The sequence below is a fragment of the Achromobacter sp. EG18 genome (assembly GCF_059759395.1).
The window spans coordinates 1,901,133-1,924,271 of sequence record NZ_CM186213.1; the positions used below are offsets into that span (position 1 = coordinate 1,901,133).

Genomic DNA, 23,139 nt, shown 5'->3' on the forward strand with positions numbered 1-23,139 from the left:
CCACGAGAGCAACGGATGACCATCGCGCTCACCTATTTCGCCGACCACCTGTCCGACGAAGCGCTGGCGGCGCTGTTACGGCGACGCGAAGACTTCTACATCGAGAACATCGATGCCATGAATAGCCTGACGGCGCGCATGCAGGCGTTGCTGGCCGAACACGGCTTGCACAGCGTCGTGCGGCTCGCCCCCCTGAATGAATCTCCCGGCAGGCTGATCACCCACGTGTTTGTGGAAGCCGCTTTCCTGCTTGTCTGGCTGTGGCTGCTGCTGCAGTCTCTTGCCCACTGCCTTTCACGCCGCCCCCGCGCGGACGTGATCCTGCGCGTGACCTCCAACGCTTCGCTCCACGTGGTCTTCCGCCCCTCGGCGCACCGCGCCGCCGCGACGCCATGAAAAAAGCCCGGCCAGGCCGGGCTTTCTTTCCTCCGCCAACGCCGATCAGGCCGCCGGCATCGCCGCCATGGTCTGCGCGACCGCGGCGGTCAGCTTCTTGCCGTAGGGCACGTGCAGGAATTCATTCGGCCCGTGGGCGTTGGACTTGGGGCCCAGCACGCCGCAGACCATGAACTGCGCCTTGGGGAAGCCCTTCTGCAGCATGCTCATCAGCGGAATGGTGCCGCCCTGGCCGATGTAGCCGCAGGGCGCGCCATAGTACTGCTGCGAGGCGGCATCCAGCGCCTGGGTCAGCCACGGCGCCGAGGCCGGCGCGTTCCAGCCGGTGGCGGCGCCCTCGTTGGCCTTGAAGATGACCTTGGCGTTGTAGGGCGCGTCGGCTTCCAGCAGGGCCTTGATCTCCTCGGAGGCGGCAACGGCGTCGACCAGCGGCGGCAGGCGCAGCGACAGCTTGAAGGCGGTGCGCGGACGCAGCACGTTGCCGGCGCTGGACAGCGGCGGCAGGCCTTCGGCGCCGGTCACCGACAGAGTCGGACGCCAGGTGCGGTTCAACAGCGCCTGTTCCGGCTCGGTGGTCATGGGCAGCACGAAGCCACCGTCGGCGCCGCAGCTCCAGGGGAAACGGCGCCAGACTTCGTCGCCCAGGATGCGGGCGGTGGCGTGCACCTGTTCGATGCGGTCGGCGGGAATCTCGCAATGCAGGCTTTGCGGCAGCAGGCGGCCGGTGGCGCTGTCTTCCAGGCGGTCCAGCAGGTGGCGCAGGATGCGGAACGACGACGGCACCACGCCGCTGGAATCGCCCGAGTGCACGCCTTCGTCCAGCACCTGCACTTCCAGCGTGCCCGAGACCATGCCGCGCAGCGACGTGGTCATCCACAGCTGGTCGTAGTTGCCGGCGCCCGAATCCAGGCACACCACCAGGGCCACGTTGCCCAGGCGGTCGCGCAGCGCGTCGACGTAGGGCAGCAGGTCGTAGCTGCCGGATTCTTCACAGGTCTCGACGATGCCGACGCAGCGCGGGCGCGGGATGCCCTGCTTGTCCAGCGCCATGATGGCGGTGAGCGAGGCGTACACGGCGTAGCCGTCGTCGGCGCCGCCGCGGCCGTAGAGCTTGCCGTCTTCGTACTTGGGGGTCCAGGGACCCAGGCCGGCGCGCCAGCCGGAGAATTCCGGCTGCTTGTCCAGGTGGCCGTACAGCAGCACGGTGTCGCCGTTATCGCTGCGGGTGGCGGGCGCGTCGAAGAAGATCACCGGCGTGCGGCCCGGCAGGCGCACCACTTCCAGCTTCAGGCCCGAGACCTTCTGGGCTTCGACCCACTGCGCCGCGTCGCGCACCACGCGCTCGATGAACGCGTTCTTTTCCCAGTCGGCGTCGAACGCCGGGCTCTTGGCCGGAATGGCGATGTAGTCGGTCAGCGCGGGGATGATCTCGTTGTCCCACTTGTCGTCCACAAAAGCCTGCAGAGCCTTCGGATCGAGGGTAGGAGGTAGTGCGTCGTCGGGGATGCGTGCGTTCATGGCGCGGGATCCTGTGGTCGGGAAGCGGAATAATCCGCCATTTTATGCCTGCCGGGCGCCGCCGGCATCTTTTGTCCCTGTTTGTCGCGCGGCGCCGGAAAAACGGTGCCGGCTGGCGCCGCCCTCCACCCTAGCGCGCCGCGTACGCCTCGATCCGGCTCCACACCTGCCGCGCCAGCGGCTTGGCGTTGGCCACCGACTGGTACAGCCGGATCTCCATGTGGATGTCGTTGCGCGCGCTGTCGGCCCGCGCCAGGACGCCGGCGCGCAGGTCGGACTCGACCAGCGTGTGGGGCAGCCACGCCAGGCCGAAGCCCTGCCGCGCCATGGCATGCAGCGCGTCCGCCAGGTCCGACTCGTACATGGTCTGCAACCGCGCCGGCACGCACAGGCCGCGCAGGCGGTCGCGCAGGATGCGGCCCAGCGACATGCTGTCGGCGTACGCCAGGAACGGCACCGCCGGATCCGAGGCCAGCTTGGGCACGGCGTGGCGCGGATGGCGGCTGCCCGGCGCCAGCGGCGCGCTGACGGCCACCAGCTTGTCGGCGCCAACCCGGCGGCAGCGGTAGTCGGGATTGTCGATCTGCGCGTACAGCGGCTCGTGCGCGTGGCACAGCAGGAAGTCGACCTCGCCGTCGGCCAGCATGTCGATGCCGTAGTTGAGCGTGGTGGTCACCACCTTCAACTGGAACGGCTGCATGCCCTGCTGCACCCTGGCCATCAGCCCCGGCAGCACCGAATGCGCCAGCGTCTTGCCCGAGGCGATGGCGATGCGGCGGACACGCTCCTGTTCCGGCTTCTGCAGGCCCTGGCGCGTCTCGCGCAGGATGTCCAGCACGTCGATGGCGGCCGCCAGCATGCTGCGCCCGGCCGCGTTCAGCGTCGACACCTGGTGGCCGCGCTCGACCAGCGGCACGCCGGCCCAGTCCTCCAGCGCCTTGATGCGGCGCCCGAAGGCCGGATGCGTGACATTGCGCGCCTCGGCCGCCTGGAACAGGTTGCGCGACTTCGACAACGCCACGAAGTCCTCCAGCCACTTGATGTCCATTTCGTCTCCGTTGTCCTTTCGTGGGGTTGTGCCGTATCGGCACAAGCGCTGCACATTCTGCACAAACCCAGCGTTTGTTACAACTAGTATTACGGCGTCCCCTGGAGATGCCGATGCCCGACGCCCCCGTTTTGCTGAAATCCCTGCGCAGCCACTTCCTGGGCGGCCGCGAGGCCGTGGCCAGCGGGCTGCCGGTGCTGCGCAGGCAGGTGGTGGGCAACGGCGCCGCGCGCGCCATCGACATGAACGGCAGCTACTGCGCCGGGCAGCTCTACGTGCAGGAATACCGCCTGGCCGAGCCGCGCCATCCGCATCCGGTGCTGCTGTGGCACGGCGGCGGCATGAGCGGCGCGCAATGGGAAAGCACTCCCGACGGCCGCCAGGGCTGGCTCTGGCGGCTGCTGCAATCCGGCTATGACGTATTCGTGGCCGACGCGCCCGAGCGCGGCCGCGCTTCCTGGGCGATGTACCCGCAGATCTACGACGCGGCGCCGATCTTCCGTTCCAAGGAAGAAGCCTGGCACCTGTTCCGCATCGGCCCGGCCAACGGCTACGCACCCCGCGGCCAGCCGCGTGGCGCCCATCCGGGGCAGCAATTCCCGGCCGACGCCTTCGACACCTTCGCCAAGCAGTTCGTGCCGCGCTGGCTGGCGCACGACGCCATGGCGCTGGACGCCTATCGCGAACTGCTCGACCTGGCCGGCCCCTGCATCGTCATCGGCCACAGCCAGGGCGGCGGCTACGCCACGCAACTGGCGCGCGAATGCCCCGGCCCGATCCGCGCGGTAGTGGCGGTGGAACCGACCGGCACGCCCGAACGCGTCGACGGCTCCCTGCCCCCGCAACTGCTGGTATGGGGCGACCACTTCGACCACCACGACACCTGGCAGCGCTACCGCGCCCAGACCGACGCCTACTGGGACGCCCTGCGGCGGGCCGGCCGCCGCGCCGACGTGCTGGACCTGCCCGCCGCCGGCATCGCCGGCAATTCCCATTTCTGCATGCTGGACCGCAACAGCGACCGCATCGCCGAACTCATCGTCGACTGGCTCAACGGCCTCGACTAACCTTCGCCTGGAGACACCATGAAACTGACCAAAACCGCAATCGCCGTGGCGTTGCTGAGCGGCGCCTCGCTGATCGCCGGCCCGGCCTCGGCGCAGCAGGCCGACTACCCCAACAAGCCCGTGCGCCTGATCGTGCCGTTCGCCCCCGGCGGCACCGCCGACATCATCGGCCGCGTATTTGCGGCGCAGCTGGGCACCGAACTGGGCGCCACCGTGGTGGTCGAGAACAAGGCCGGCGCGGGCGGCTCGATCGGCACGCGCTTCGTGGCCGACGCGGCGCCCGACGGCTACGTACTGCTGCTGGCCTCGTCCAGCACCCACGGCACCAATCCGGCGGTCTACAAGAACCTGACCTACGACGCGGCGCAGGACTTCACCGCCATCACGCAACTGGTGACCGTTCCCGGCGTGCTGAGCGTGACCAAGGACTTCCCCGCCGCCGACCTGAACGGCCTGATCGCCGCCGCCAAGGCCAACCCGGACAAGTACACCTACGCCTCGTCGGGCGCGGGCGGCCTGGGCAACCTGGCGATGGAGCTGATGAAGTCGATGACCGGCGCCAAGCTCATGCACATCGCCTACCGCGGCGCGGGCCCGGCCTTCACCGACGTCATCAGCGGCCAGGTGTCGATGATCTGGGAGCCGGTGCCGGCCTCGCTTCCGTACATCAAGGGCGGCCAGATCCGTCCCATCGCCATCGCCGCCGACGCCCGTTCGCCGGAACTGCCCGACACGCCGACCTTCAAGGAAGCCGGCCTGCCGCGCTACGAGGCCAACGCCTGGAACGGCCTGCTGGCGCCCAAGGGCCTGCCGGCCGACGTGACGCAGAAGCTGCACGACGCCTCGGTCAAGGCGCTGAACAATCCCGAGGTCAAGGCCAAGCTGGCCAGCCTGGGCGGCACGGTGGTGGCCGGCACGTCCGAAGCGTTCAAGAACGTGATCGCCAGCGACGTGAAGAAGTGGAAGAACGTGGCGGCCGACGCCAGGATCCAGCTGGATCAGTAAACCACGCGCGCCACCGCGCCTGGTTCGCGGGCCGGCCATTCAGGCCGGCCCTTTTCATGCCGCCGCGGTCGCGGGAAAAGTGACCATCAGGCCCACGCCCCGGCCATTCAGGCCAGGCACGAAGGCCACCACGGCGCCGTGGCGCGCCGCGATCTGCGCCACCAGCGACAGGCCGATGCCGCTGCCGCCGCCGTTGGCGCCCGGGGCGCGATAGAAGCGGTCGAACACCCGCGCGCGTTCGGCCGGCGCGATGCCGGGGCCATCGTCGGCCACCCGCAGCCAGGCCCCGCCCCGCTCGTGCGGCCCGCAGGCCACGGCGATCTGGCCGCCCTCGGGGGTGTAGCGCAGGGCGTTGTCGAGCAGGTTGCGCACCAGCACGCCCAGCGTATCCATGCCGCCGCGCACCTCGCAGGCCTGGACGTCCAGCTGGATGCGTTGGCGCTTGCGCGCCGCGGCCGCCTCGCCGTCGCGCACCAGCAGGACCACCAGCGCGTCCAGCGACACGGTGTCGAGATCGGCGCCGGTTTCACTGACCGCGTCCATGCGCGCCTGGTCCAGCAATTGTTCGGCCAGGCGCGCCGTGCGCTGCGCCACCGCGCGCAACGGGGCGGCGGCGTCGGCGGCCGGCGTGTCGGCGATGCGCTGCGACAGCAGTTCGGTCTGCGCGCTGAGCGCGGCCAGCGGCGTGCGCAGTTCATGCGCGGCATCGGCCAGGAAGCGGCGCTCGTGGTCCATGGCGGCCTGAAGCCGGACCAGCAGGGCATTGATGGAGCGCACGAAGGGATGCAATTCCCCCGGCAGGCGGTCCAGCGGCAACGGCGCCAGGTCGAATGGCGTGCGCCGCTGGATCGCGTCACCGGCGCGATCGACCGGACGGAACGCCAGCCGCACCACGATCCAGGTTGATGCCGCCAGCAGCAGGAACAACGCCGACACGATGACCAGGCCGCGCTTGAAGGCGGCCACGGCTTCGGCGCGCCGGTCGCTGTCGGCGCGCGCCAGCTGCACCTGCACCTGGCCGGAAGCGTCGCTGAGCGAGTACACGCGCCAGGTGTCGTCGCCGATCACGCTGTCGCGAAAGCCGTCTTCGAAGTCCGGGTTCAGCGGCTGGTCCGGCGCCTCGGGCGAACGCAGGGCCAGGCGCCGGTCGCCCTTGGACCAGATCTGCACCGTGGTCCGCTCGCCGCGGAAATGGCTGGACGGCGGCAGCTTGAAACGCTCATCGGGCCGCTCCTCCAGCAGACTGCGGCGCAGCGACAGGATGGTCTGGTTGGCCGAGTCGACCAGGGACTGGTCGCGGATGCCGGTGCGCGCCTCGTTCATGGCGTGCTGCTGGCACATGAACACCGCCGCCCAGGTCAACAGCAGGGTCAGCAGCAGCGTGACGGTCAGGCGTTTGCGCAGCGTCTTCATGCCGCGTCCGCCGCGGCGATGCGATAACCCAGGCCGTGCACGGTGGCGACCAGGTCGTCGCCGAGCTTGCGCCTGAGCTGGTGGACGTACACCGCCACGGTATTGCTTTCGATGGTGCCGCTGCCGCCGTAGACCGCGGCCTCCAGCTGTTCGCGGCTGACGGTCTGGCCGGCGCGTTCCATCAGCGCCAGCAGGGTGCGGTACTCGCTGGCGCTGAGCACCACTTCGGCGCCGGCCCGCGTCACCACGCGCCGCGCCGGATCCAGCTGCACGTCGCGGCAGCGCAGGACCGACACCACCGAATTGCTGCTGCGGCGCACCACGGCGCGCAGCCGCGCCAGCAGTTCGTCCAGCTGGAACGGTTTGACGATGTAGTCGTCGGCGCCGGCATCCAGGCCCTGCACCCGCTCGCTGAGGCGGTCGCGGGCGGTGATGATGAGCACCGGCGTGGCGTCGTAGCGCGCCCGCAGGTGTTTCAACACCGCCAACCCGCTGCCGCCCGGCAGGCCCAGATCCAGCAGCACCGCGCCGTAGCCATGCTCGACCAGCGCCAGCCGGGCGGCGGGCACGTCGCGCACCCAATCGACGCGCAGGCCCGCGCCCACCATGCTGGATCGCAAGGCGTCTCCGAGCATGGCGTCATCTTCGACCAGCAGAACTTGCAAGAACGCTCCCAGACTGTCCATGGCGCGCCATTGTGGCGCCCTGGATTTAAAGAATTTTTAAAAGCCGGCTCCGACAATGGCGGCTCGTCGTGCCCCTGGCTCGCGCCAGGGCACCGGTTCACGAAAGAAAGGAAATTCCCCGCAAATGAAGCTGGCTATGTTAGCAACTGGCGCCGCCCTGGCCTGCGCCGCAGGCACGGCGCAGGCCGAGCAATCTGGCACCAATTTCATCGGCCTGGGCGTCGGCTACGTGCCGGTGTACCAGGGCTCCAGCGAACACCGCGCCCTGCCGGTGCCGCTGATCAACTACCATTCCGGCAATTTCTTCATCTCGCCGCGCGCCGGCCTGCCGGCGATGGGCCTGCAGACCACGCTGGCGCCCGACTGGAAGGCCGGCGTGTTCGTCGGCATGGCGCTGGGCCGCGATTCCAGCGACGCCGACCGCACCAAGGGCCTGGACGACATCGATTTCCACGGCACCTATGGCGCCTTCGTCGAATGGGCGCCGGGTCCGTTTTCATTGGGCGCGGCATACCGCCAGGCGGCGCGCAGCGGCTACGGCGGCACGCTCGAACTGCGCGCCACCTATGCCGCCTGGCAGGACGGCGCCAACCGCGTCAACCTCGGCGCCAGCACGCAGTGGGCCAGCCACGACGACATGCAGACCTGGTATGGCGTCACGTCCTCGCAGGCCGCGCGCAGCCGCGAAGGGCTGTCGACCTACTCGCCGTCGTCCGGCTTCAAATCCGCCGCCCTGTTCGCCACCTGGTCGCATCGCATCGACGCCAGCTGGAGCACCGTCACCACCGTGGGCGTGAACACGCTGCTGGGCGACGCCCGCGACAGCCCGCTGACCGAGCGCCGCGCCAACGTGTTCGGCAGCGTCGGGGTGGTCTACGCGTTCTGAACGAACGCGGTGGCGCCGGGAGCGGGATCGATGAAATTCACGCAAGACATGGCGCAGGGCGGACACGGCCGCCTCGACCTGGAACAGCGCCGCATTCCGGCCGACGCGGGCCCGGCCCGCGCATGCTGGCGCGGGTCCCCGCGCAGCGGGCCGGCGGGCCAGGCCGCCCCGCTGCGCGTGCGCTTGCCGGACGCCAGCGTGCGGCATGCGCTGGCCCCCGCGCTGGAGGCCTTCGCCGAACGCCATCCGGACCTGGCCATGCAACTGGACCCGCCCGGCGGCGCGGACGCGGCGCCGCAGCCCTGCGATATCTCGATCGGTCTGGAACCGCCGGCGGACCCGGCATGGATGGCGCACCGGCTGGGCGCCTTGCGCGCCAGCCTGTACGCGGCGCCCGGTTATCTGGCGCGACGGCCCGCGCCCGAGCATCCCGCCGACCTGGCGATGCATGACTGCATCGGCCTGCGCGTCGGCGCGCATCGCGCCCATGACACACGACCCGCCCGCTGGCGCCTGTGGTGCGGCCCCGAGCGCGTCGTGGTCCTGGCGCGCGAGCGCTATGGCGTCGACACGCCCGCCATGGCGCTGCAACTGGCCGCCCGCGGCGTCGGCATCGCCGCGCTGCACGCGCTGGGCGCGGCCGTCTGGCGGGGCGCGGGGCTGGTGCCGGTGCTGCCGCGATGGGAACTGGAGCCGGTCACCCTATACGCCTTGACGGGTTCCCGGCGCCTGCCGGCGCGAGCCCATGCACTGATCGACTGGCTGGCGCGGACGCTGGCCTGAAGGCGCCCGCGCCGGCGCCTCGAAGATGCCGCGTCAGGCGCCCAGCAATGCCGGTTCGCCCGCGCGGCCCAGGGCAGCGGCCTCGGCGTCGATCACGCGGCCGGTCTGCAGCTTGAACACCGCCACCGCGTCACGCAGGCGTTGCGCCTGGGTCTCCAGCGACGCCGCCGACGCGGCCGCCTGCTCGACCAGCGCGGCGTTCTGCTGCGTCACGCTGTCCATCTGCGAGACCGCCTGGTTGACCTGCTGGATACCTTGCGACTGCTCTTCCGAGGCGCTGGAGATCTCGTTGATGATGTCGGTCACGCGGCGCACCGACACCACGATCTCCTGCATCGTCGCACCGGCCGCTTCGACCTGGTCGGAACCAATGGACACCTTCTGCACCGAATCGTCGATCAGGCCCTTGATCTCCTTGGCGGCCTGGCCGCTGCGCTGCGCCAGCGCGCGCACTTCGCTGGCCACCACCGCGAAACCCTTGCCCTGCTCGCCGGCGCGGGCCGCCTCGACCGCGGCGTTGAGCGCCAGGATGTTGGTCTGGAAGGCGATGCCGTCAATCACGCCGACGATGTCGGCGATGCGGTTGGAGCTGTCGGCGATGGCGCGCATGGTGTCCACCACGTCACCCACCGCCTGGCCGCCGCGGGTGGCCACGTCGGAAGCCGCGCTGGCCAGTTGCGAGGCGCTGCGCGAGCTGTCGGCGTTGTTCTTCACGGTGGATGACAGTTCATCCATGCTGGCGGCGGTTTCCTCCAGCGAGGCGGCCTGCTGTTCGGTGCGCGAGGACAGGTCGATGTTGCCGGCCGCGATCTCGCGCGAGCCGGTGTGGATCTCTTCCACGCCCTGGCGCACGGCGGCCACGGTGCGCGCCAGGCTGTCCTGCATGCGCTTGACGGCGGCGTAGAGCACGCCGATTTCATTGTTGCCGCGCTGCTCGATGCGGTTGGTCAGGTCGCCGCCGGCGATGCGGTCGAACAGGCGGCCGGCGTCATGCAACGGGCGGAACACCGAGCGGGCAAAGACCGCGTACAGCCCCACCACCAGCACGGCCACCACCACCAGCAGGCCGATCAGGAAGGCGATGGCGCCATTGATGCGGGTGTTGGCCTCGCGCGCCACGCGTTGGCCGACTTCGTCGGCGTAGTCCACGTACTTCTGGATCGCCTGGGTGAAGGTGATGCCCAGCGGCGTCACCTTCTCCAGGTTCAGGCGGCTGGCATCCTGGGCCTTGCCGGCGCGGATGGCGGCGATCATCGGCACGATGGCGTCGCGCTGGTAGACGTCATAGGCGGCCAGCGCATCATCGAACAGGGGTTTGCCCACGGGCGAGGTCTCGGGATTCTGGCGCGCGCTCTGGATCAGGTCGGCGGCCTTCTTGGTGTAGCCGTCCAGGCGCTGCATGCTGGCCAGGTTGTCGATGCTCTTGCCTTCCAGCAAGGTGGTCTGGGCAGCCAGCAGCACCAGGCGGGCGCGCAGCAGCTCGGAACCGGCGTCGTCCACGGCGTTGGCGCGCACTAGGTTGGTATCCAGCATCACCTCGATCGAGGTGCGGTTGGAGGTCAGTTGCTGGTAGACGGCGATGCCGGTGACCAGGAAAAGGGCGAAAAAAACACAGAGCGCGGTCGTCAGGACGGCGCGGATACTCAGATTCTTGAACATGGGGAGGGCCACTCGGGGGTTGCGGAGGGCAGCCTTGGGCGGCTGTCGAAGTGTTTACGGCTTATTGCAATGAAAAGTTAAATATCTCATTGGGTTACATGGCCTTTCCTGAATGCCCCTCCCCGCCAACCGGATTGCGCCTGCCTGGAAAATCCGTAAATCCCCAAAAAAAACCCCGCCGGTGTCCGGCGGGGCTGTTGCGTCATGCGAAAGCTCGCGCTTCGCAGGGCGGTCTGACTTATTTCAGCCAGGCGCGCGCATTGCGGAAGATGCGCATCCACGGGCTGAACTGGCCGCCGCTGTCGGCGTTGCCCCACTTCTCGGGCGCCCACGACATCATGACGTTGCGGGTCACGCGTTCCGGGTGCGGCATCATCACGGTAAAGCGGCCGTCGGCGGTGGTGACGGACGTCAGGCCGCCCGGGCTGCCGTTCGGGTTGAACGGATAGGCCTCGGTGGCGTTGCCGCGGTTATCGATGTAGCGCGCCGCCGCCAGCACGCGGCCGGCGTCGCCCTGCTGGGAGAAGTCGGCGTAGCCTTCGCCGTGCGCCACCGCGACCGGGATGCGCGCGCCTTCCATGCCGGCAAAGAAGATCGACGGCGACTTGGCCAGCTCGACCATCGACAGGCGCGCCTCGTATTTCTCGGACAGGTTGCGGGTGAAGCGCGGCCAGTGCTCGGCGCCCGGGATCATCGGGGCCAGCGCGGCCATCATCTGGCAGCCGTTGCACACGCCCAGCGCGAAGGTGTCGGGGCGAGCGAAGTACGCCGCGAACTGATCCGACAGCTTGCCGTTGAAGCGGATGGTGCGGGCCCAGCCCTCGCCGGCGCCCAGCACGTCGCCGTAGCTGAAGCCGCCCACGGCCACCAGGCCCTGCACCTGCGCCAGGTCAACGCGGCCCGACAGCAGGTCGGTCATGTGCACGTCGACCGCGTCAAAGCCCGCGGTGTCGAAGGCCCAGCCCATTTCCACCTGGCTGTTGCAGCCCTGCTCGCGCAGGATCGCCACGCGCGGGCGCTTGCCGCTGTTGATGAACGGCGCGGCCACGTCTTCCTGCGGGTCGAAGGCCACGTTGGGGCTCATGCCCGGGTCCTGCGTGTCGTTCCAGACGTCCAGCTCGGCCTGGGCGCACGCGGGGTTGTCGCGGCGCGCCATGATGCGGTAGGAGACTTCGCTCCAGGCGCGGCCGAGGTCGGCGCGCGGCTGGCCCCAGACCTTCTTGCCGTCGCGGTAGAACTCGACCTCGTCGCCGCCGTTCAGGCCGCCGATGACGTGCGAGTGGGCCGACAGGCCGGCGCCGCGCAGCACCTGCATGACGGCGTCGCGCTGGGCGGCCGGCACCTGGATGACGGCGCCGGCTTCTTCCGCGAACAGCGCCTTGAGCGTCAGTTCGTCGCGCTGCACCGCCACCTGTTCCGGACGGATCTTGTAGTCGCCCCAATCGGCCGATTGCGGGTCGAAGGTCAGCATGTCGAGGTTGACCGAGATGCCGGTGCGGCCGGCGAAGGCCATTTCCACCAGCGTGGCGAACAGGCCGCCGTCCGAACGGTCGTGGTAGGCCAGGATGGTGCCGGCCTCGGCCAGGGTGCGGATGGTGACGAAGAAGGCGCGCAGCGCTTCCGGCGAATCGATGTCCGGCACGGTCTCGCCGACCTGGTTGTAGGTCTGCGCCAGGATCGAGCCGCCCATGCGGTGCAGGCCGCGGCCCAGGTCGATCAGGATCAGCACGCTGTCGCCGGCGTCGGTGCGCAGTTGCGGCGTGAGGCTGGCGCGCACGTCGCCGACCGGCGCGAAGGCCGTGACGATCAGCGACACCGGCGCCACCACCTGGCGCTGCTCGCCGTCCTGTTCCCAGGAGGTCTTCATGGACAGCGAGTCCTTGCCCACCGGGATCGACAGGCCGGCGGCCTGGCACAGCTCGCTGACGGCCGACACGGTGTCGTACAGCGCGGCGTCCTGGCCGTCGACGCCGCAGGCGGCCATCCAGTTGGCGGACAGCTTGATGTCTTCCAGGCGCGCCACGTCGGCGGCGGCCAGGTTGGTCAGGGCCTCGGCCACGGCCATGCGGCCGGAGGCCGGCGCGTTCAGCATGGCGATGGGCGTGCGTTCGCCCATGGCCATGGCTTCGCCGCGGAAACCCTGGTAGTCAGCCAGGGTGACGGCGCAGTCGGCCACCGGCACCTGCCACGGGCCGACCATCTGGTCGCGGCTGGAGAGGCCGCCGACGGTGCGGTCGCCGATGGTGATGAGGAACGACTTGTTGGCCACCGTGGGGTGGCGCAGCACGCGGTAGGCGGCTTCGGTCAGGTCGATGCCGGCCAGGTCGAGCGGCTCGGACACGCCCGGCAGGCGGCGCACGTCGCGCGTCATGCGCGGCGGCTTGCCCAGGATGACGTCGATCGGCACGTCGACCGGACGCACCTCGGCCTCGCCCTGCGCGCGGATCGTGTCCAGGCCCGGCAGGCCTTCGCCGTCCACCACGCGCAGCTGGCGCTCCTCGGTGGCCACGCCCACCACCGCGTAGGGGCAGCGTTCGCGGCGGGCGATGGCGTCGAAACGCTCCAGGTCCTGCGGCAGGATCGACAGGACGTAGCGTTCCTGCGATTCATTGCTCCAGATCTCGGCGGGCGACAGGCCGGATTCTTCCAGCGGCACGCGCTTCAGATCGAAGATGGCGCCGCGGCCGGCGTCGTTGACCAGTTCCGGGAAGGCGTTGGACAGGCCGCCCGCGCCGACGTCATGGATGGCGATGATGGGGTTGTTCTCGGCCTGCTGCCAGCAGCGGTCGATGACCTCCTGGGCGCGGCGTTCCAGTTCGGGGTTGCCGCGCTGGACCGAATCGAAATCCAGTTCGGCCGAGTTGCTGCCCATGCTGATGCTGGAGGCGGCGCCGCCGCCCATGCCGATGCGGAAACCCGGGCCGCCCAGCTGGATCAGCAGCGCGCCGGGAGGGATCTCGTTCTTGTGGGTCAGGCCGGCGTCGATGCTGCCCAGGCCGCCCGCGATCATGATGGGCTTGTGGTAGCCCCAGCGCGTGCCGCCGGCGGTCTGCTCGAACGAACGGAAATAGCCCAGCAGGTTGGGACGGCCGAATTCGTTGTTGAAGGCGGCGCCGCCGATGGGGCCGTCGATCATGATGGACAGCGGCGAGGCGATGCGGTCCGGCAGGCCGTGGTGGTCGGCTTCCCAGGGCTGCGTGGCGTCGTCGAAGCGCAGGTGCGAGACGGTGAAACCGGTCAGGCCGGCCTTCGGCTTGGAGCCGCGGCCGGTGGCGCCTTCGTCGCGGATTTCGCCGCCCGCGCCGGTGGAGGCGCCGGGGAACGGCGCGATCGCGGTCGGGTGGTTGTGCGTCTCGACCTTCATCAGGGTGTGCACGGTGGTGTCGCGGCGGATGTACTTGGCGCCATCCACGCCCTCGCCCGTCACCCCGGGCACGCCGGCCTGGAAGCGCTGCGCCGGGCCGCCGGCCATGATGGCGGCGTTGTCCGAGTAGGCGACCACGGTGCCTTCCGGCTGCGCCTTGTGGGTGGCGCGGATCATGCCGAACAGCGTGTTGGGCTGCTCCTGGCCGTCGATCACCCACTGGGCGTTGAAGATCTTGTGGCGGCAGTGTTCGCTGTTGGCCTGCGCGAACATCATCAGTTCGACGTCGGTGGGATCGCGGCCCAGGTCGCTGAACGACTGGGCCAAGTATTCGATCTCGTCGTCGGACAGGGCCAGGCCCAGGGTGCTGTTGGCCTCGACCAGGGCGGCGGCGCCGCGTGCCTGCACGTCGACCGTGCGCATCGGCTTGCCGGCCAGCGGCTGGAACAGCGCCTGGCCGTCGAAGCTGGCGTCGACCACGGTTTCGGTCATGCGGTCGTGCAGGCAGTCGGCCGCGCGCGCCAGCATGTCGGCGTCGAACGACTTGCTGCCCAGCAGGCCGCGTTCGGGCGTGATGACGTAGCGCACGCCGCGCTCGATGCGGTGCACGGCCGACAGGCCACAGTTGTGGGCGATGTCGGTGGCCTTGCTGGCCCACGGCGAGATCGTGCCCAGGCGCGGGATCACCAGCAGCGCCAGGCTCTTGGCCGGCGCCTCGCCGGTGGCGGGCGTGCCGTAATCCAGCAGTTGGGTCAGTTGCTGCTGCTGTTCGGCCGTCAGGGCGGCGTCGGTGCTGACGAAGTGCTCGTAGCGGGCGGAAATGTCGGCCACGGGCAGGCCGGCTTCCTTCAATTGCGCCAGCAGGCGGTCACGACGAAAGGAGGACAGGACGGAGGAACCAGGCAGATGCTGAACAAGGGACACGATGCGGGCGCCGTATAAGGAAGGGAGCAAAACAAGGATTTTACCCCGCTTGGCGGGTTTTCCCGGACGGAAGGACAGCCATGTCCCGATCCGGCCCGAATTCGTCCGGCTTTGGCCATTGTTACAAAAGAATTCCGCGACGCAACGGCCGGCCTGCTGCACAGCAATATCCCCACCAAATCCCTGTCCGCATCGCGGGTTATGGCGTGTGCCCGCCCCGCGCCGGCGGCCGCGGTATTGCGACGCACCATGTTGCGGCCATACCGCAGCGCGGGAAAACACGAACACCCCTGCCCTTGCCCCGACGGTAGGATGCAGCGACCCCATACCAAGAAAGCGCCCGCCGCGCTGGCCGTTGCCTCACATGTCACGCCCCGAAGCCCCCGCCGAGCCTGTCGAACCGATCATCCCCGCCGAAGCAGACCCCGCCGTGAAAGTGCCGCTGGCCATCGAGGACTGGCTGGCCGTGATCCTGCTGGCGGCGCTGGCCATCATCACCTTCCTGAACGTGCTGGTGCGCTACTTCACCGACCAGTCGTTCGCCTGGACCGAGGAAATCTCGGTGTTCCTGCTGATCGTGCTGACCATGGCCGGCGGCAGCGTGGCCTTCGTGCGCAACCACCACATCCGCATCGAGATCCTGGCCGACAACGGCTCGCCGCGGCGCCAGCGCATCATGGCGCTGATCGCCAACTTCTGCGTGCTGGCGTTCTTCGTGCTGCTGACGGTGCTGTCGATCAAGCTGGTGTCCGACGAATTCGTCTATGAGGAAACCTCGCCCGCCATCGGCGTGCCGACCTGGTGGTATTCGATCTGGCTGCCGGTGATGTCCGCCGCCATCTCGCTGCGCACGCTGGGCACGCTGCGGCGGCTGTGGCGGGCGCCGCTGCCCAAGGCCGACGGGGGCCAAGCATGATCGCCGGCATCCTGTTCGCCGTCTTCATCGCGCTGATGCTGATCGGCGTGCCGGTCGGCGTGGCGCTGGGCATCGGCGGCACCGTGGCCATCGTGCTGTCCAACCTGGACACGCCCTGGTATGGCCTGCTGACCGTGCCGCAGAATTTCTACGCCGGGCTGGCCAAGTACCCGCTGCTGGCGATTCCCATGTTCGTGCTGGTCGGCTCCATCTTCGACCGCTCCGGCGTGGCCAAGCGGCTGGTGGATTTCGCCATCGCCATCGTCGGCCGCGGCCCCGGCATGCTGCCGCTGGTGTCGATCGCCGTGGCCATGTTCCTGGGCGGCATCTCGGGCTCCGGCCCGGCCTGCGCCGCCGCGGTGGGCGCGGTGATGATCGCGGCCATGTCGCGCGCCGGCTATCCGGGCGCGTTTTCGGCCTCGGTGGTGGCGGCGGGCGCGGCCACCGACATCCTCATCCCGCCCTCGGTGGCCTTCATCATCTATTCGGTGCTGGTGCCCGAGGCCTCGGTGCCGGCGCTGTTCGCCGCCGGCATGGTGCCCGGCATCCTGGCCGGCCTGGCGCTGATCGTGCCGGCCGTGTGGCTGTCGCGCAAGCACAAGATGGGCATGCTGGAAGCGCACCTGCCGCGCCCGCCGTTCTGGCGCAGCCTGCGCGAGGCCTCGTGGGGCCTGGCCGCGCCGGTGCTGATCCTGGGCGGCATGCGCATGGGCTGGTTCACGCCCACCGAGGCGGCCGTGGTGGCGGTGTTCTACGGCCTGTTCGTGGGCATGTGCATCCACCGCACCATCAAGCTGCGCGACCTGTACGTGATCCTGCGCGAGGCGGCCGAGCTGTCGGCCGTGATCATGCTGGTGGTGACGCTGGCCGGCATCTTCGCCTGGGCCCTGTCCACGCTCAGCGTGATCGACCCGATCACCCACGCCATCGTCAATTCCGGGCTGGGCGAATGGGGCGTGCTGGCGCTGCTGATCCTGCTGCTGATGACCGTCGGCATGTTCCTGGACGGCATCTCCATCTTCCTGATCTTCGTGCCGCTGCTGATGCCGATCGCCAAGGCCTACAACTGGGACCCGGTGTGGTTCGGCGTGATCCTGACGCTGAAGGTGGCGCTGGGCCAGTTCACCCCGCCGCTGGCGGTCAACCTGATGGTGTCGTGCCGCATCGCGCGCGTGCCGATGGAATCGACGGTGCGCTGGGTGGTGTGGCTGCTCGGCGCGATGTTCCTGGTGCTGGTGGCGGTGCTGGTGTTCCCGCAGCTGGCGCTGTGGCTGCCGCACAAGCTGGGCTATTGAGGGAACCGGACGGGGGATCTGGACGCCGCCGCCCGGCATGCATTCATGACAACAACAGACAGACCCGCAAAGAGAGGAGACGCAACATGAATTTCCGCAAGCTGATCGGCGCCACCCTGTGCGCCGCCGCCGTGGTTGGCCTGCCCGCCGCCGCGCAGGCGCAGAACTACAAGCCCGAATACAAACTCTCCATCGTCGTCGGCACCACCTTCCCGTGGGGCCAGGGCGCCGAGATCTGGTCGAACCTGGTGCGCGAGCGCACCCAGGGCCGCATCAACATCAAGGTCTACCCCGGCACATCGCTGGTGCAGGGCGACCAGACCCGCGAATTCACCGCCATCCGCCAGGGCGTGATCGACATGGCCGTCGGCTCGACCATCAACTGGTCGCCGCAGGTCAAGCAGCTCAACCTGTTCTCGCTGCCCTTCCTGATGCCCGACTACGCCGCCATCGACGCGCTGGTGCAGGGCGACGTGGGCAAGGAAATGTTCAAGCTGATCGAGAAGGCCGGCGTGGTGCCGCTGGCCTGGGGCGAGAACGGCTACCGCCAGCTCAGCAACTCCAAGCGCGAGATCAAGCGGCCCGAGGACATGAAGGGCATGAAGCTGCGCGTGGTCGGCTCGCCGCTCTACATCGACACGTTCACCGCGCTGGGCGCCAACCCGACCCAGATGAGCTGGGCCGACGCCCAGCCGGCGCTGGCCAGCGGCGCGGTCGACGGCCAGGAGAACCCGCTGTCGATCTACACCGGCTCCAAGCTCTACACCGTCGGCCAGAAATACCTGACGCTGTGGAACTACGTGGCCGATCCGCTGATCTTCGTGGTCAACCGCGAAGTGTGGAATTCGTGGTCGGAAAAGGACCGCGACATCGTGCGCCAGGCCGCGCTGGACGCCGGCAAGCAGCAGATCGTGATCGCGCGCAAGGGCGTCACGCCGGAAGATCCGTCCTTGCTCAAGGAGATCGAGGGCCACGGCGTCACCGTGACTTCATTGAACCAGGCCGAGCATGACGCCTTCGCCAAGGTCACCCAGCCCGTCTACGACAAGTGGAAGAAGCAGATCGGCGAAGACCTGGTCAACCTGGCCGAGAAGTCCATCGCGGCGCGCAAGAAATAATCCGGCCAGGACACGACACCGAACAAGCAGCAAGCCCCAGGGGAACGGCGGCGCGAGCCGCCAACCGAGGCAGGGACGTCAGATCCCGCCCACCAAAAGACGGGCGCCGGCCACAAGCCGGCGCCCGTCGCCTTTTGGAGGGTCCGTTTCGGCGGCGGCGCCGCAACGCCCCGTGGCGCCGTCCTACTCCGGGTAGCGCACTTCCAGAATGTCCAGCTCCTCGATCCCGCCCGGCGTGCGCAGCACCACCGTGTCGCCCTCCCGCGCCTTGATCAGCGCCCGCGCCACCGGCGAGATCCAGCTGATCTTGCCGGCCAGCGGCTCGGCCTCATCCACGCCGACGATGGTGACGGTGTGGTCCTCGCCCGCCTTGTCGGAATACAGCACCGTGGCGCCGAAGAAGACCTGGTCGCGGTTCGGCTGGGCGGCCGGGTCGACCACCTCGGCGATGTCCAGCCGCTTGGTCAGGAAACGCATGCGGCGGTCGATCTCGCGCAGGCGCTTCTTGCCGTAGAGATAGTCGCCGTTCTCGGAACGGTCGCCGTTGGACGCGGCCCACGACACCACCTGCACCACCGCCGGCCGCTCCACGTTCATCAGATGCGTCAGCTCGCCGCGCAGGCGCTCGTAGCCTTCCGGCGTCATGTAGTTCTTGGTGCCGGCCGGCAAGGCCTGGGCCTGCGGCAGGTCATCGTCGTCCTCGTTGTCGGATTCTTTGACAAATGCTTTGTTCATGGCGGGCAGCGCGCTCGGCGCGCGATCAAATCAGTTCAAAGACGGCATGGACGCGCCATGCCAGGAGCCGGGCAGCGGCGCGCCGCCCGCGCTAAAACCAGTCGTGCCAGACCGGTTTCAGGTCCGGCGGCAGCGGAGGCAGCCGGCCCAGGTCCATGCGGCTTTCCTTGGCACTGTGGAAGTCGGAGCCGCGCGAGGCCAGGAAACCATAGCGGCGCGCCACCTCGGCATACTGGCGCGCCTCTTCAACGGTGTGGCTACCGGTCGTCACTTCGATGCCCACGCCGCCCAACTGCAGGAATTCGTCGAACAGCGCGGCGAACTGCAGCGGCGTGTACTTGTAGCGCCCCGGATGCGCGATGACGGCGATGCCGCCGGCGCCGCGGATCCAGCCGACCGCCTCGGCCAAGGTGGCCCATTGCATGGGCACGTGGCCCGGGCGGTCATCGCCCAGGTGCTTGGTGAAGACGGTCTGCACGTCGGGACAGTAGCCGGCTTCGACCAGGTAGCGCGCGAAGTGCGTGCGGCTGATCAGTTCGGGATTGCCGGCGAACGGCAGCGCGCCTTCGTAGGCGCCGGGCATGCCCATTTCGGCCAGGCGCTCGCCGATGCGGCGGGCGCGCTCGGCGCGGCCCGAGCGCGTCTTGCGCAGGCCTTCGATCAGCGCGGCATTGGAGGGATCGAAACGCAGGCCGACGATGTGCACGGTCAGGCCGGCCCAGGTCACCGAAATCTCGACGCCGGTGGCAAAGCGCATGCCCAGCTCGCCGGCCATGGCCGCGGCCTCGGCCAGGCCGCCGACCTCGTCGTGGTCGGTCAGGGCCCAGACATCGACGCCGTTGGCGTGCGCGCGCTGCGCCACGTCGCGCGGCGCCAGGGCGCCATCGGACACGGTGGAATGGCAATGCAGATCGATGTTGAGCACGGGCGTATTCATGGAACCTATTGTAGAGAAGCCCCGCCCCCCTGGGTAGCGGCGCGGGCAGCGGCGTCCCCAATATGAACGGATGGATCAACGGATGCCGACCACAAGGCGGCTGGCGGACCATCCCGGGGCGGCCCGCGTTGCGCTCGGCCCGCGGCGCGCAGGCGCCGCTTGCGGTGGTCAGGTGAGCAGGAAGTCCGCCACCGCCGTCACCTGGTCGTCGGCCATCAGCGTCGGCGCGTGGCCGACGCCGCGCACCTCGTAGACCCGCGCGCGCGGATTGCGCTGGCGCATTTCGTCGACGGTGGCGCGGGTCAGCAGGTCGGAATGCTCGCCGCGCACGATCAGGATCGGGCAGTCGACCGCATCGTAAGAGCGCCACAGAATCTGCTCGCCGGCGGCCAGCTCGTCGCCGGTCTGCAGCGCCATCGGCTGCGCCAGCGCCAGGTCGTAGTGCTTGACCCATTGTCCGCCCTGCTCGGGGTAGACGAAACGCGCCAGGTGATCCCACTGCGCATCCGTGTGCGGGCCGAAGGTCTCGGAATTGGCGCGCATGGCCGCCACCGCCTCGGGGAACGATGCGAACGCGCCGGGTTCGCCCACGTACTGTCCGATACGCGCCAGGGCGCTGGTTTCCAGCCGCGGGCCGACATCGTTGAGCACCAGCCGCGACAGGCGGATGCCGTCCTGCGGCGGCAACATGCCTGCGTGCGGGCGCAGCGGCAGCATCGCCCGCGCAAAAGCGGCGGCGCCGGCCAGCCCCAGGCCGATCAGCCCGCCCATCGAGGTGCCGACCCAGGCCAGCGTGGCCGGCCGCAGCCGCGCCACCAGCGTCACCATGTCGGACACGTATTGCGGCACGGTGTAGAAAGCCGGATTGGCCAGCCAGTCGGATCGGCCGCGGCCGACCACGTCCGGGCACACCACGCGGTACTGGCCGGCCAGGCGCCGCGCCAGCGTGTCGAAGTCGCGGCCGCTGCGCGTCAGGCCGTGGACGCAGACCAGCACCTGGTCGTTGGCCGGATCGCCCCATTCCCAGTACGCCATGCGGTGCAGGCCCGCCGGGCTGGCGCAGGTGACGAATTCCAATCGGGGTTCCAGGCTCGCATCCAGCATCGTTGTGCTCCAAAAGACCAACGCGCGCCGCGACGGCGGCGCCGCGCATGGCCGGTATCTTATCGGAAGCGCAGCGCGGCCAGCACCTGGTCGGCCAGGTCGTCGACGCTGGCGCGCGTGTCCAGCGTCAATACCGGACAGTGCAGCTGGCGGATCCATTCGCGGTGCCGCTCGGGGGTGCGGGTGCCCTCGGCGCCGGTGTCGTAGCCGGCCGCCCATTCCAGGAAACGCCGGCTCTTGTCGCCGATCGCGGGGTCGGTTGCCAGCGCCGCGCCGTAGCGCTCGGCCTCGCGCCGTTGCAGCCGCGCCATGCGCTCGGCCGCCGGCAGGCGCAGGAACACCGCCAACGTGAACTCGGGAATCAGGCCCTCGCCCCAGTTGTAGACCGAACCGCCGCTGAGCACCCAATCGTCGTGCCCTTGCAGCCGTTCGCGGATGCGGCGCCAACGTTCCTCCTTGGGACACTTGTCCGTGAAGGGCGGATCGGTCGGCAGCCAATAATAGTCATCGGCTTCGAGATGGGGCACGCCCAGGCGCTGGCCGAGCGCGGCGCCCAGCGTGGTGGCGCCACAGCCGGAGGCGCCGAACAGATGTATGCGCGCAGCCATGGGACTCTCCTTGAAACGGACGCGACACGGCGGATCACGATCCGCCGACGACAAGCACGAATGCAGCCATTGCGGATGCCGCCGCCACGCAGGCGGGCAACGCCACCGTGGCGAACACCGGTGCAGGCGACCAGTGTAGCGGCGATCGCCCGGCGCCACGCCTGCATTGCATGGCGCGGGCCAACGACACCATTGCCTCCATGGTCTTGTCATTGGGCCGCCCCTGTTGGTGGCAGGATGCGCCTGGGCCTTGCGCAGCAGCATACGTTGGTTAAGATTGGCGGGTCCCGGTTCGGCGACCGCGGTGTCACGGCGCTGACATCCCGCTGAAATTACGATTGCCTATCGAGCCGATTCAATCATTAAATTGGATTCCATCCGCCGGTCCGGGCGAGAGTTATGCGCTTCGAGCATTGCCAGATCAGTCAGTCCAGAATTGATATGGAGCCACTATGCACCAAAGCAGTCCGACTACTCAGCTGAGTCCCTCCCGCCCCGAGGCCGCGCCGCCGCCCGAACCGCCCAAGGTCCTGCGGGACCTGCTGGGCCGGGCCGACGTGCAGATCAACGGTTCGCGCCCCTGGGACATCCAGGTTCATGACAAACACATGTACGAGCGCGTCTTCGCCAGCTGGTCGCTGGGGCTGGGCGAATCCTACATGGACGGCGAATGGGACTGCGAGCAGCTCGACGAACTGTTCACCCGCCTGCTGCGCGCCGACATGGGCTCGGCCGCGCTGGGCCTGGCGCGCGTCAAGCTGATCGCCGAACACCTGCGCCACAAGCTGTTCAACCTGCAATCCAAGAGCCGCGCCTTCGAGGTCGGCGAACAGCACTACGACGCCGGCAACGACGTGTTCGAAGCCATGCTCGACAGCCGCATGATCTATTCCTGCGCCTTCTGGGAACAGGCCGACACGCTGGAAGCCGCGCAGGAAGCCAAGCTCGACATGATCTGCCGCAAGCTGCAGCTCAAGCCCGGCGAGACGCTGCTGGACATCGGCTGCGGCTGGGGCGGGCTGGCCAAATTCGCGGCCGAGCGCTATGGCGTCAAGGTCACCGGCGTCACCGTGTCCAAGGAACAGCTGGCGCTGGCGCAGGAGCGCGTGCGCGGCCTGCCGGTGGAACTGCTGCTGCAGGACTACCGCGACCTGCGGGGCAGCTTCGACAAGGTGGTGTCGGTCGGCATGTTCGAGCACGTCGGCCCCAAGAACTACGACACCTACTTCACCAATGTGCAACGACTGATGGCGCCAAACGGCATCTTCCTGCTGCACACCATCGGCATCGCCTCGACAAGCCAGAGCACCGATCCCTGGATCGACCGCTACGTCTTCCCCAACGGCAAGCTGCCGTCGGCGCGCGAGATCAGCACCGCGGTCGAAGGCCGCTTCATCATCGAGGACTGGCATAACTTCGGCGCCGACTACGACCGCACGCTGATGGCCTGGTGGGACAACTTCCAGCGCGCCTGGCCGCAATTGCAGGAACGCTACGGCACGCGTTTCTACCGCATGTGGCAGTACTACCTGATGTGTTGCGCGGGCTTCTTCCGCTCGCGCGAAGGGCAGCTGTGGCAGGTGATCCTGACGCATCCGCAGCGCCAGGAAATGTACCGTTCTCTGCGCTGAAGCGGACTCGGAGAGCGCCTTCCCGGGGGGCTGCCCCTCTGGAAGG

The 23,139-nt window shown here is 69.0% G+C and carries 19 protein-coding genes; 9 read left to right on the forward strand and 10 right to left on the reverse strand.

What is annotated here, in order from left to right; translation table 11 throughout:
• Positions 1 to 15: 15 nt before the first annotated feature.
• Positions 16 to 396, forward strand: coding sequence for a hypothetical protein (locus AC6CR5_RS08655; RefSeq protein ID WP_235442306.1), 381 nt, complete (start codon positions 16 to 18; stop codon positions 394 to 396).
• A 45-nt stretch (positions 397 to 441) separates the two neighbouring features.
• On the opposite strand, the gene AC6CR5_RS08660 is transcribed toward AC6CR5_RS08655, so the two are convergent.
• Together AC6CR5_RS08660 and AC6CR5_RS08665 are read right to left on the reverse strand one after the other, a co-directional pair.
• Positions 442 to 1,914: a M20 family metallopeptidase gene (locus AC6CR5_RS08660; protein ID WP_006386309.1), complete on the reverse strand. Its 1,473-nt coding sequence runs from the start codon at positions 1,912 to 1,914 to the stop codon at positions 442 to 444.
• 130 nt (positions 1,915 to 2,044) lie between these two features.
• A complete protein-coding gene (locus AC6CR5_RS08665) occupies positions 2,045 to 2,962 on the reverse strand; it encodes a LysR family transcriptional regulator (protein WP_006386308.1) in 918 nt (305 codons plus the stop codon).
• A gap of 113 nt (positions 2,963 to 3,075) precedes the next feature.
• On the opposite strand from AC6CR5_RS08665, the gene AC6CR5_RS08670 reads away from it, so the two are divergent.
• Together AC6CR5_RS08670 and AC6CR5_RS08675 are read left to right on the forward strand one after the other, a co-directional pair.
• The gene (locus AC6CR5_RS08670) at positions 3,076 to 4,029 is read left to right on the forward strand and encodes an alpha/beta hydrolase (RefSeq protein ID WP_047991124.1); all 954 of its coding nucleotides are present in this window, start codon (positions 3,076 to 3,078) and stop codon (positions 4,027 to 4,029) included.
• 18 nt (positions 4,030 to 4,047) lie between these two features.
• The gene (locus AC6CR5_RS08675) at positions 4,048 to 5,034 is read left to right on the forward strand and encodes a Bug family tripartite tricarboxylate transporter substrate binding protein (RefSeq protein WP_006386306.1); all 987 of its coding nucleotides are present in this window, start codon (positions 4,048 to 4,050) and stop codon (positions 5,032 to 5,034) included.
• Positions 5,035 to 5,088: 54 nt separating this feature from the next.
• Here the strand turns inward: AC6CR5_RS08675 and AC6CR5_RS08680 are convergent, their stop codons facing one another.
• Positions 5,089 to 6,447: an ATP-binding protein gene (locus AC6CR5_RS08680; protein ID WP_024069360.1), complete on the reverse strand. Its 1,359-nt coding sequence runs from the start codon at positions 6,445 to 6,447 to the stop codon at positions 5,089 to 5,091.
• Entirely contained in the window at positions 6,444 to 7,112 is a 669-nt protein-coding gene (locus AC6CR5_RS08685; protein WP_006385125.1) for a response regulator transcription factor, read from the reverse strand. The genes AC6CR5_RS08680 and AC6CR5_RS08685 overlap by 4 nt, the downstream gene beginning before the upstream one ends.
• A 145-nt stretch (positions 7,113 to 7,257) precedes the next feature.
• On the opposite strand from AC6CR5_RS08685, the gene AC6CR5_RS08690 reads away from it, so the two are divergent.
• Together AC6CR5_RS08690 and AC6CR5_RS08695 are read left to right on the forward strand one after the other, a co-directional pair.
• A complete protein-coding gene (locus tag AC6CR5_RS08690) occupies positions 7,258 to 8,019 on the forward strand; it encodes a MipA/OmpV family protein (protein ID WP_047991125.1) in 762 nt (253 codons plus the stop codon).
• Positions 8,020 to 8,049: 30 nt separating this feature from the next.
• The gene (locus AC6CR5_RS08695) at positions 8,050 to 8,802 is read left to right on the forward strand and encodes a substrate binding domain-containing protein (protein WP_053074725.1); all 753 of its coding nucleotides are present in this window, start codon (positions 8,050 to 8,052) and stop codon (positions 8,800 to 8,802) included.
• A gap of 33 nt (positions 8,803 to 8,835) precedes the next feature.
• On the opposite strand, the gene AC6CR5_RS08700 is transcribed toward AC6CR5_RS08695, so the two are convergent.
• Together AC6CR5_RS08700 and purL are read right to left on the reverse strand one after the other, a co-directional pair.
• A complete protein-coding gene (locus AC6CR5_RS08700) occupies positions 8,836 to 10,461 on the reverse strand; it encodes a methyl-accepting chemotaxis protein (protein WP_498085519.1) in 1,626 nt (541 codons plus the stop codon).
• Positions 10,462 to 10,699: 238 nt separating this feature from the next.
• The gene (gene purL / locus AC6CR5_RS08705) at positions 10,700 to 14,749 is read right to left on the reverse strand and encodes a phosphoribosylformylglycinamidine synthase (RefSeq protein ID WP_498085520.1); all 4,050 of its coding nucleotides are present in this window, start codon (positions 14,747 to 14,749) and stop codon (positions 10,700 to 10,702) included.
• A 364-nt stretch (positions 14,750 to 15,113) separates the two neighbouring features.
• On the opposite strand from purL, the gene AC6CR5_RS08710 reads away from it, so the two are divergent.
• The 3 genes from AC6CR5_RS08710 to AC6CR5_RS08720 all read left to right on the forward strand — a co-directional run bounded on the left by AC6CR5_RS08710 (position 15,114) and on the right by AC6CR5_RS08720 (position 18,078).
• Positions 15,114 to 15,665: a TRAP transporter small permease gene (locus AC6CR5_RS08710; RefSeq protein ID WP_190277685.1), complete on the forward strand. Its 552-nt coding sequence runs from the start codon at positions 15,114 to 15,116 to the stop codon at positions 15,663 to 15,665.
• Positions 15,662 to 16,960, forward strand: a complete 1,299-nt coding sequence (locus AC6CR5_RS08715) for a TRAP transporter large permease (protein WP_006385115.1) — start codon at positions 15,662 to 15,664, stop codon at positions 16,958 to 16,960. Before AC6CR5_RS08710 ends, AC6CR5_RS08715 begins: the two co-directional genes overlap by 4 nt.
• 86 nt (positions 16,961 to 17,046) lie before the next feature.
• The gene (locus AC6CR5_RS08720; protein ID WP_006385114.1) at positions 17,047 to 18,078 is read left to right on the forward strand and encodes a DctP family TRAP transporter solute-binding subunit; all 1,032 of its coding nucleotides are present in this window, start codon (positions 17,047 to 17,049) and stop codon (positions 18,076 to 18,078) included.
• 183 nt (positions 18,079 to 18,261) lie between these two features.
• On the opposite strand, the gene greB is transcribed toward AC6CR5_RS08720, so the two are convergent.
• From greB to AC6CR5_RS08740, 4 genes are all read right to left on the reverse strand, one after another.
• The gene (gene greB / locus AC6CR5_RS08725) at positions 18,262 to 18,813 is read right to left on the reverse strand and encodes a transcription elongation factor GreB (protein ID WP_006385113.1); all 552 of its coding nucleotides are present in this window, start codon (positions 18,811 to 18,813) and stop codon (positions 18,262 to 18,264) included.
• 91 nt (positions 18,814 to 18,904) lie between these two features.
• Positions 18,905 to 19,750: a 3',5'-nucleoside bisphosphate phosphatase gene (locus AC6CR5_RS08730; protein WP_026384392.1), complete on the reverse strand. Its 846-nt coding sequence runs from the start codon at positions 19,748 to 19,750 to the stop codon at positions 18,905 to 18,907.
• A gap of 168 nt (positions 19,751 to 19,918) precedes the next feature.
• A complete protein-coding gene (locus AC6CR5_RS08735; RefSeq protein WP_020928257.1) occupies positions 19,919 to 20,854 on the reverse strand; it encodes an alpha/beta fold hydrolase in 936 nt (311 codons plus the stop codon).
• 59 nt (positions 20,855 to 20,913) lie between these two features.
• On the reverse strand, positions 20,914 to 21,462 hold the full coding sequence (locus AC6CR5_RS08740; RefSeq protein ID WP_498085521.1) for a P-loop NTPase family protein: 549 nt from the start codon (positions 21,460 to 21,462) through the stop codon (positions 20,914 to 20,916).
• Between the two features lie 452 nt (positions 21,463 to 21,914).
• Here AC6CR5_RS08740 and cfa point away from each other — a divergent pair, with 452 nt between their 5' ends.
• A complete protein-coding gene (cfa, locus tag AC6CR5_RS08745; RefSeq protein ID WP_498085522.1) occupies positions 21,915 to 23,093 on the forward strand; it encodes a cyclopropane fatty acyl phospholipid synthase in 1,179 nt (392 codons plus the stop codon).
• The last annotated feature ends 46 nt before the right edge of the window (positions 23,094 to 23,139 follow it).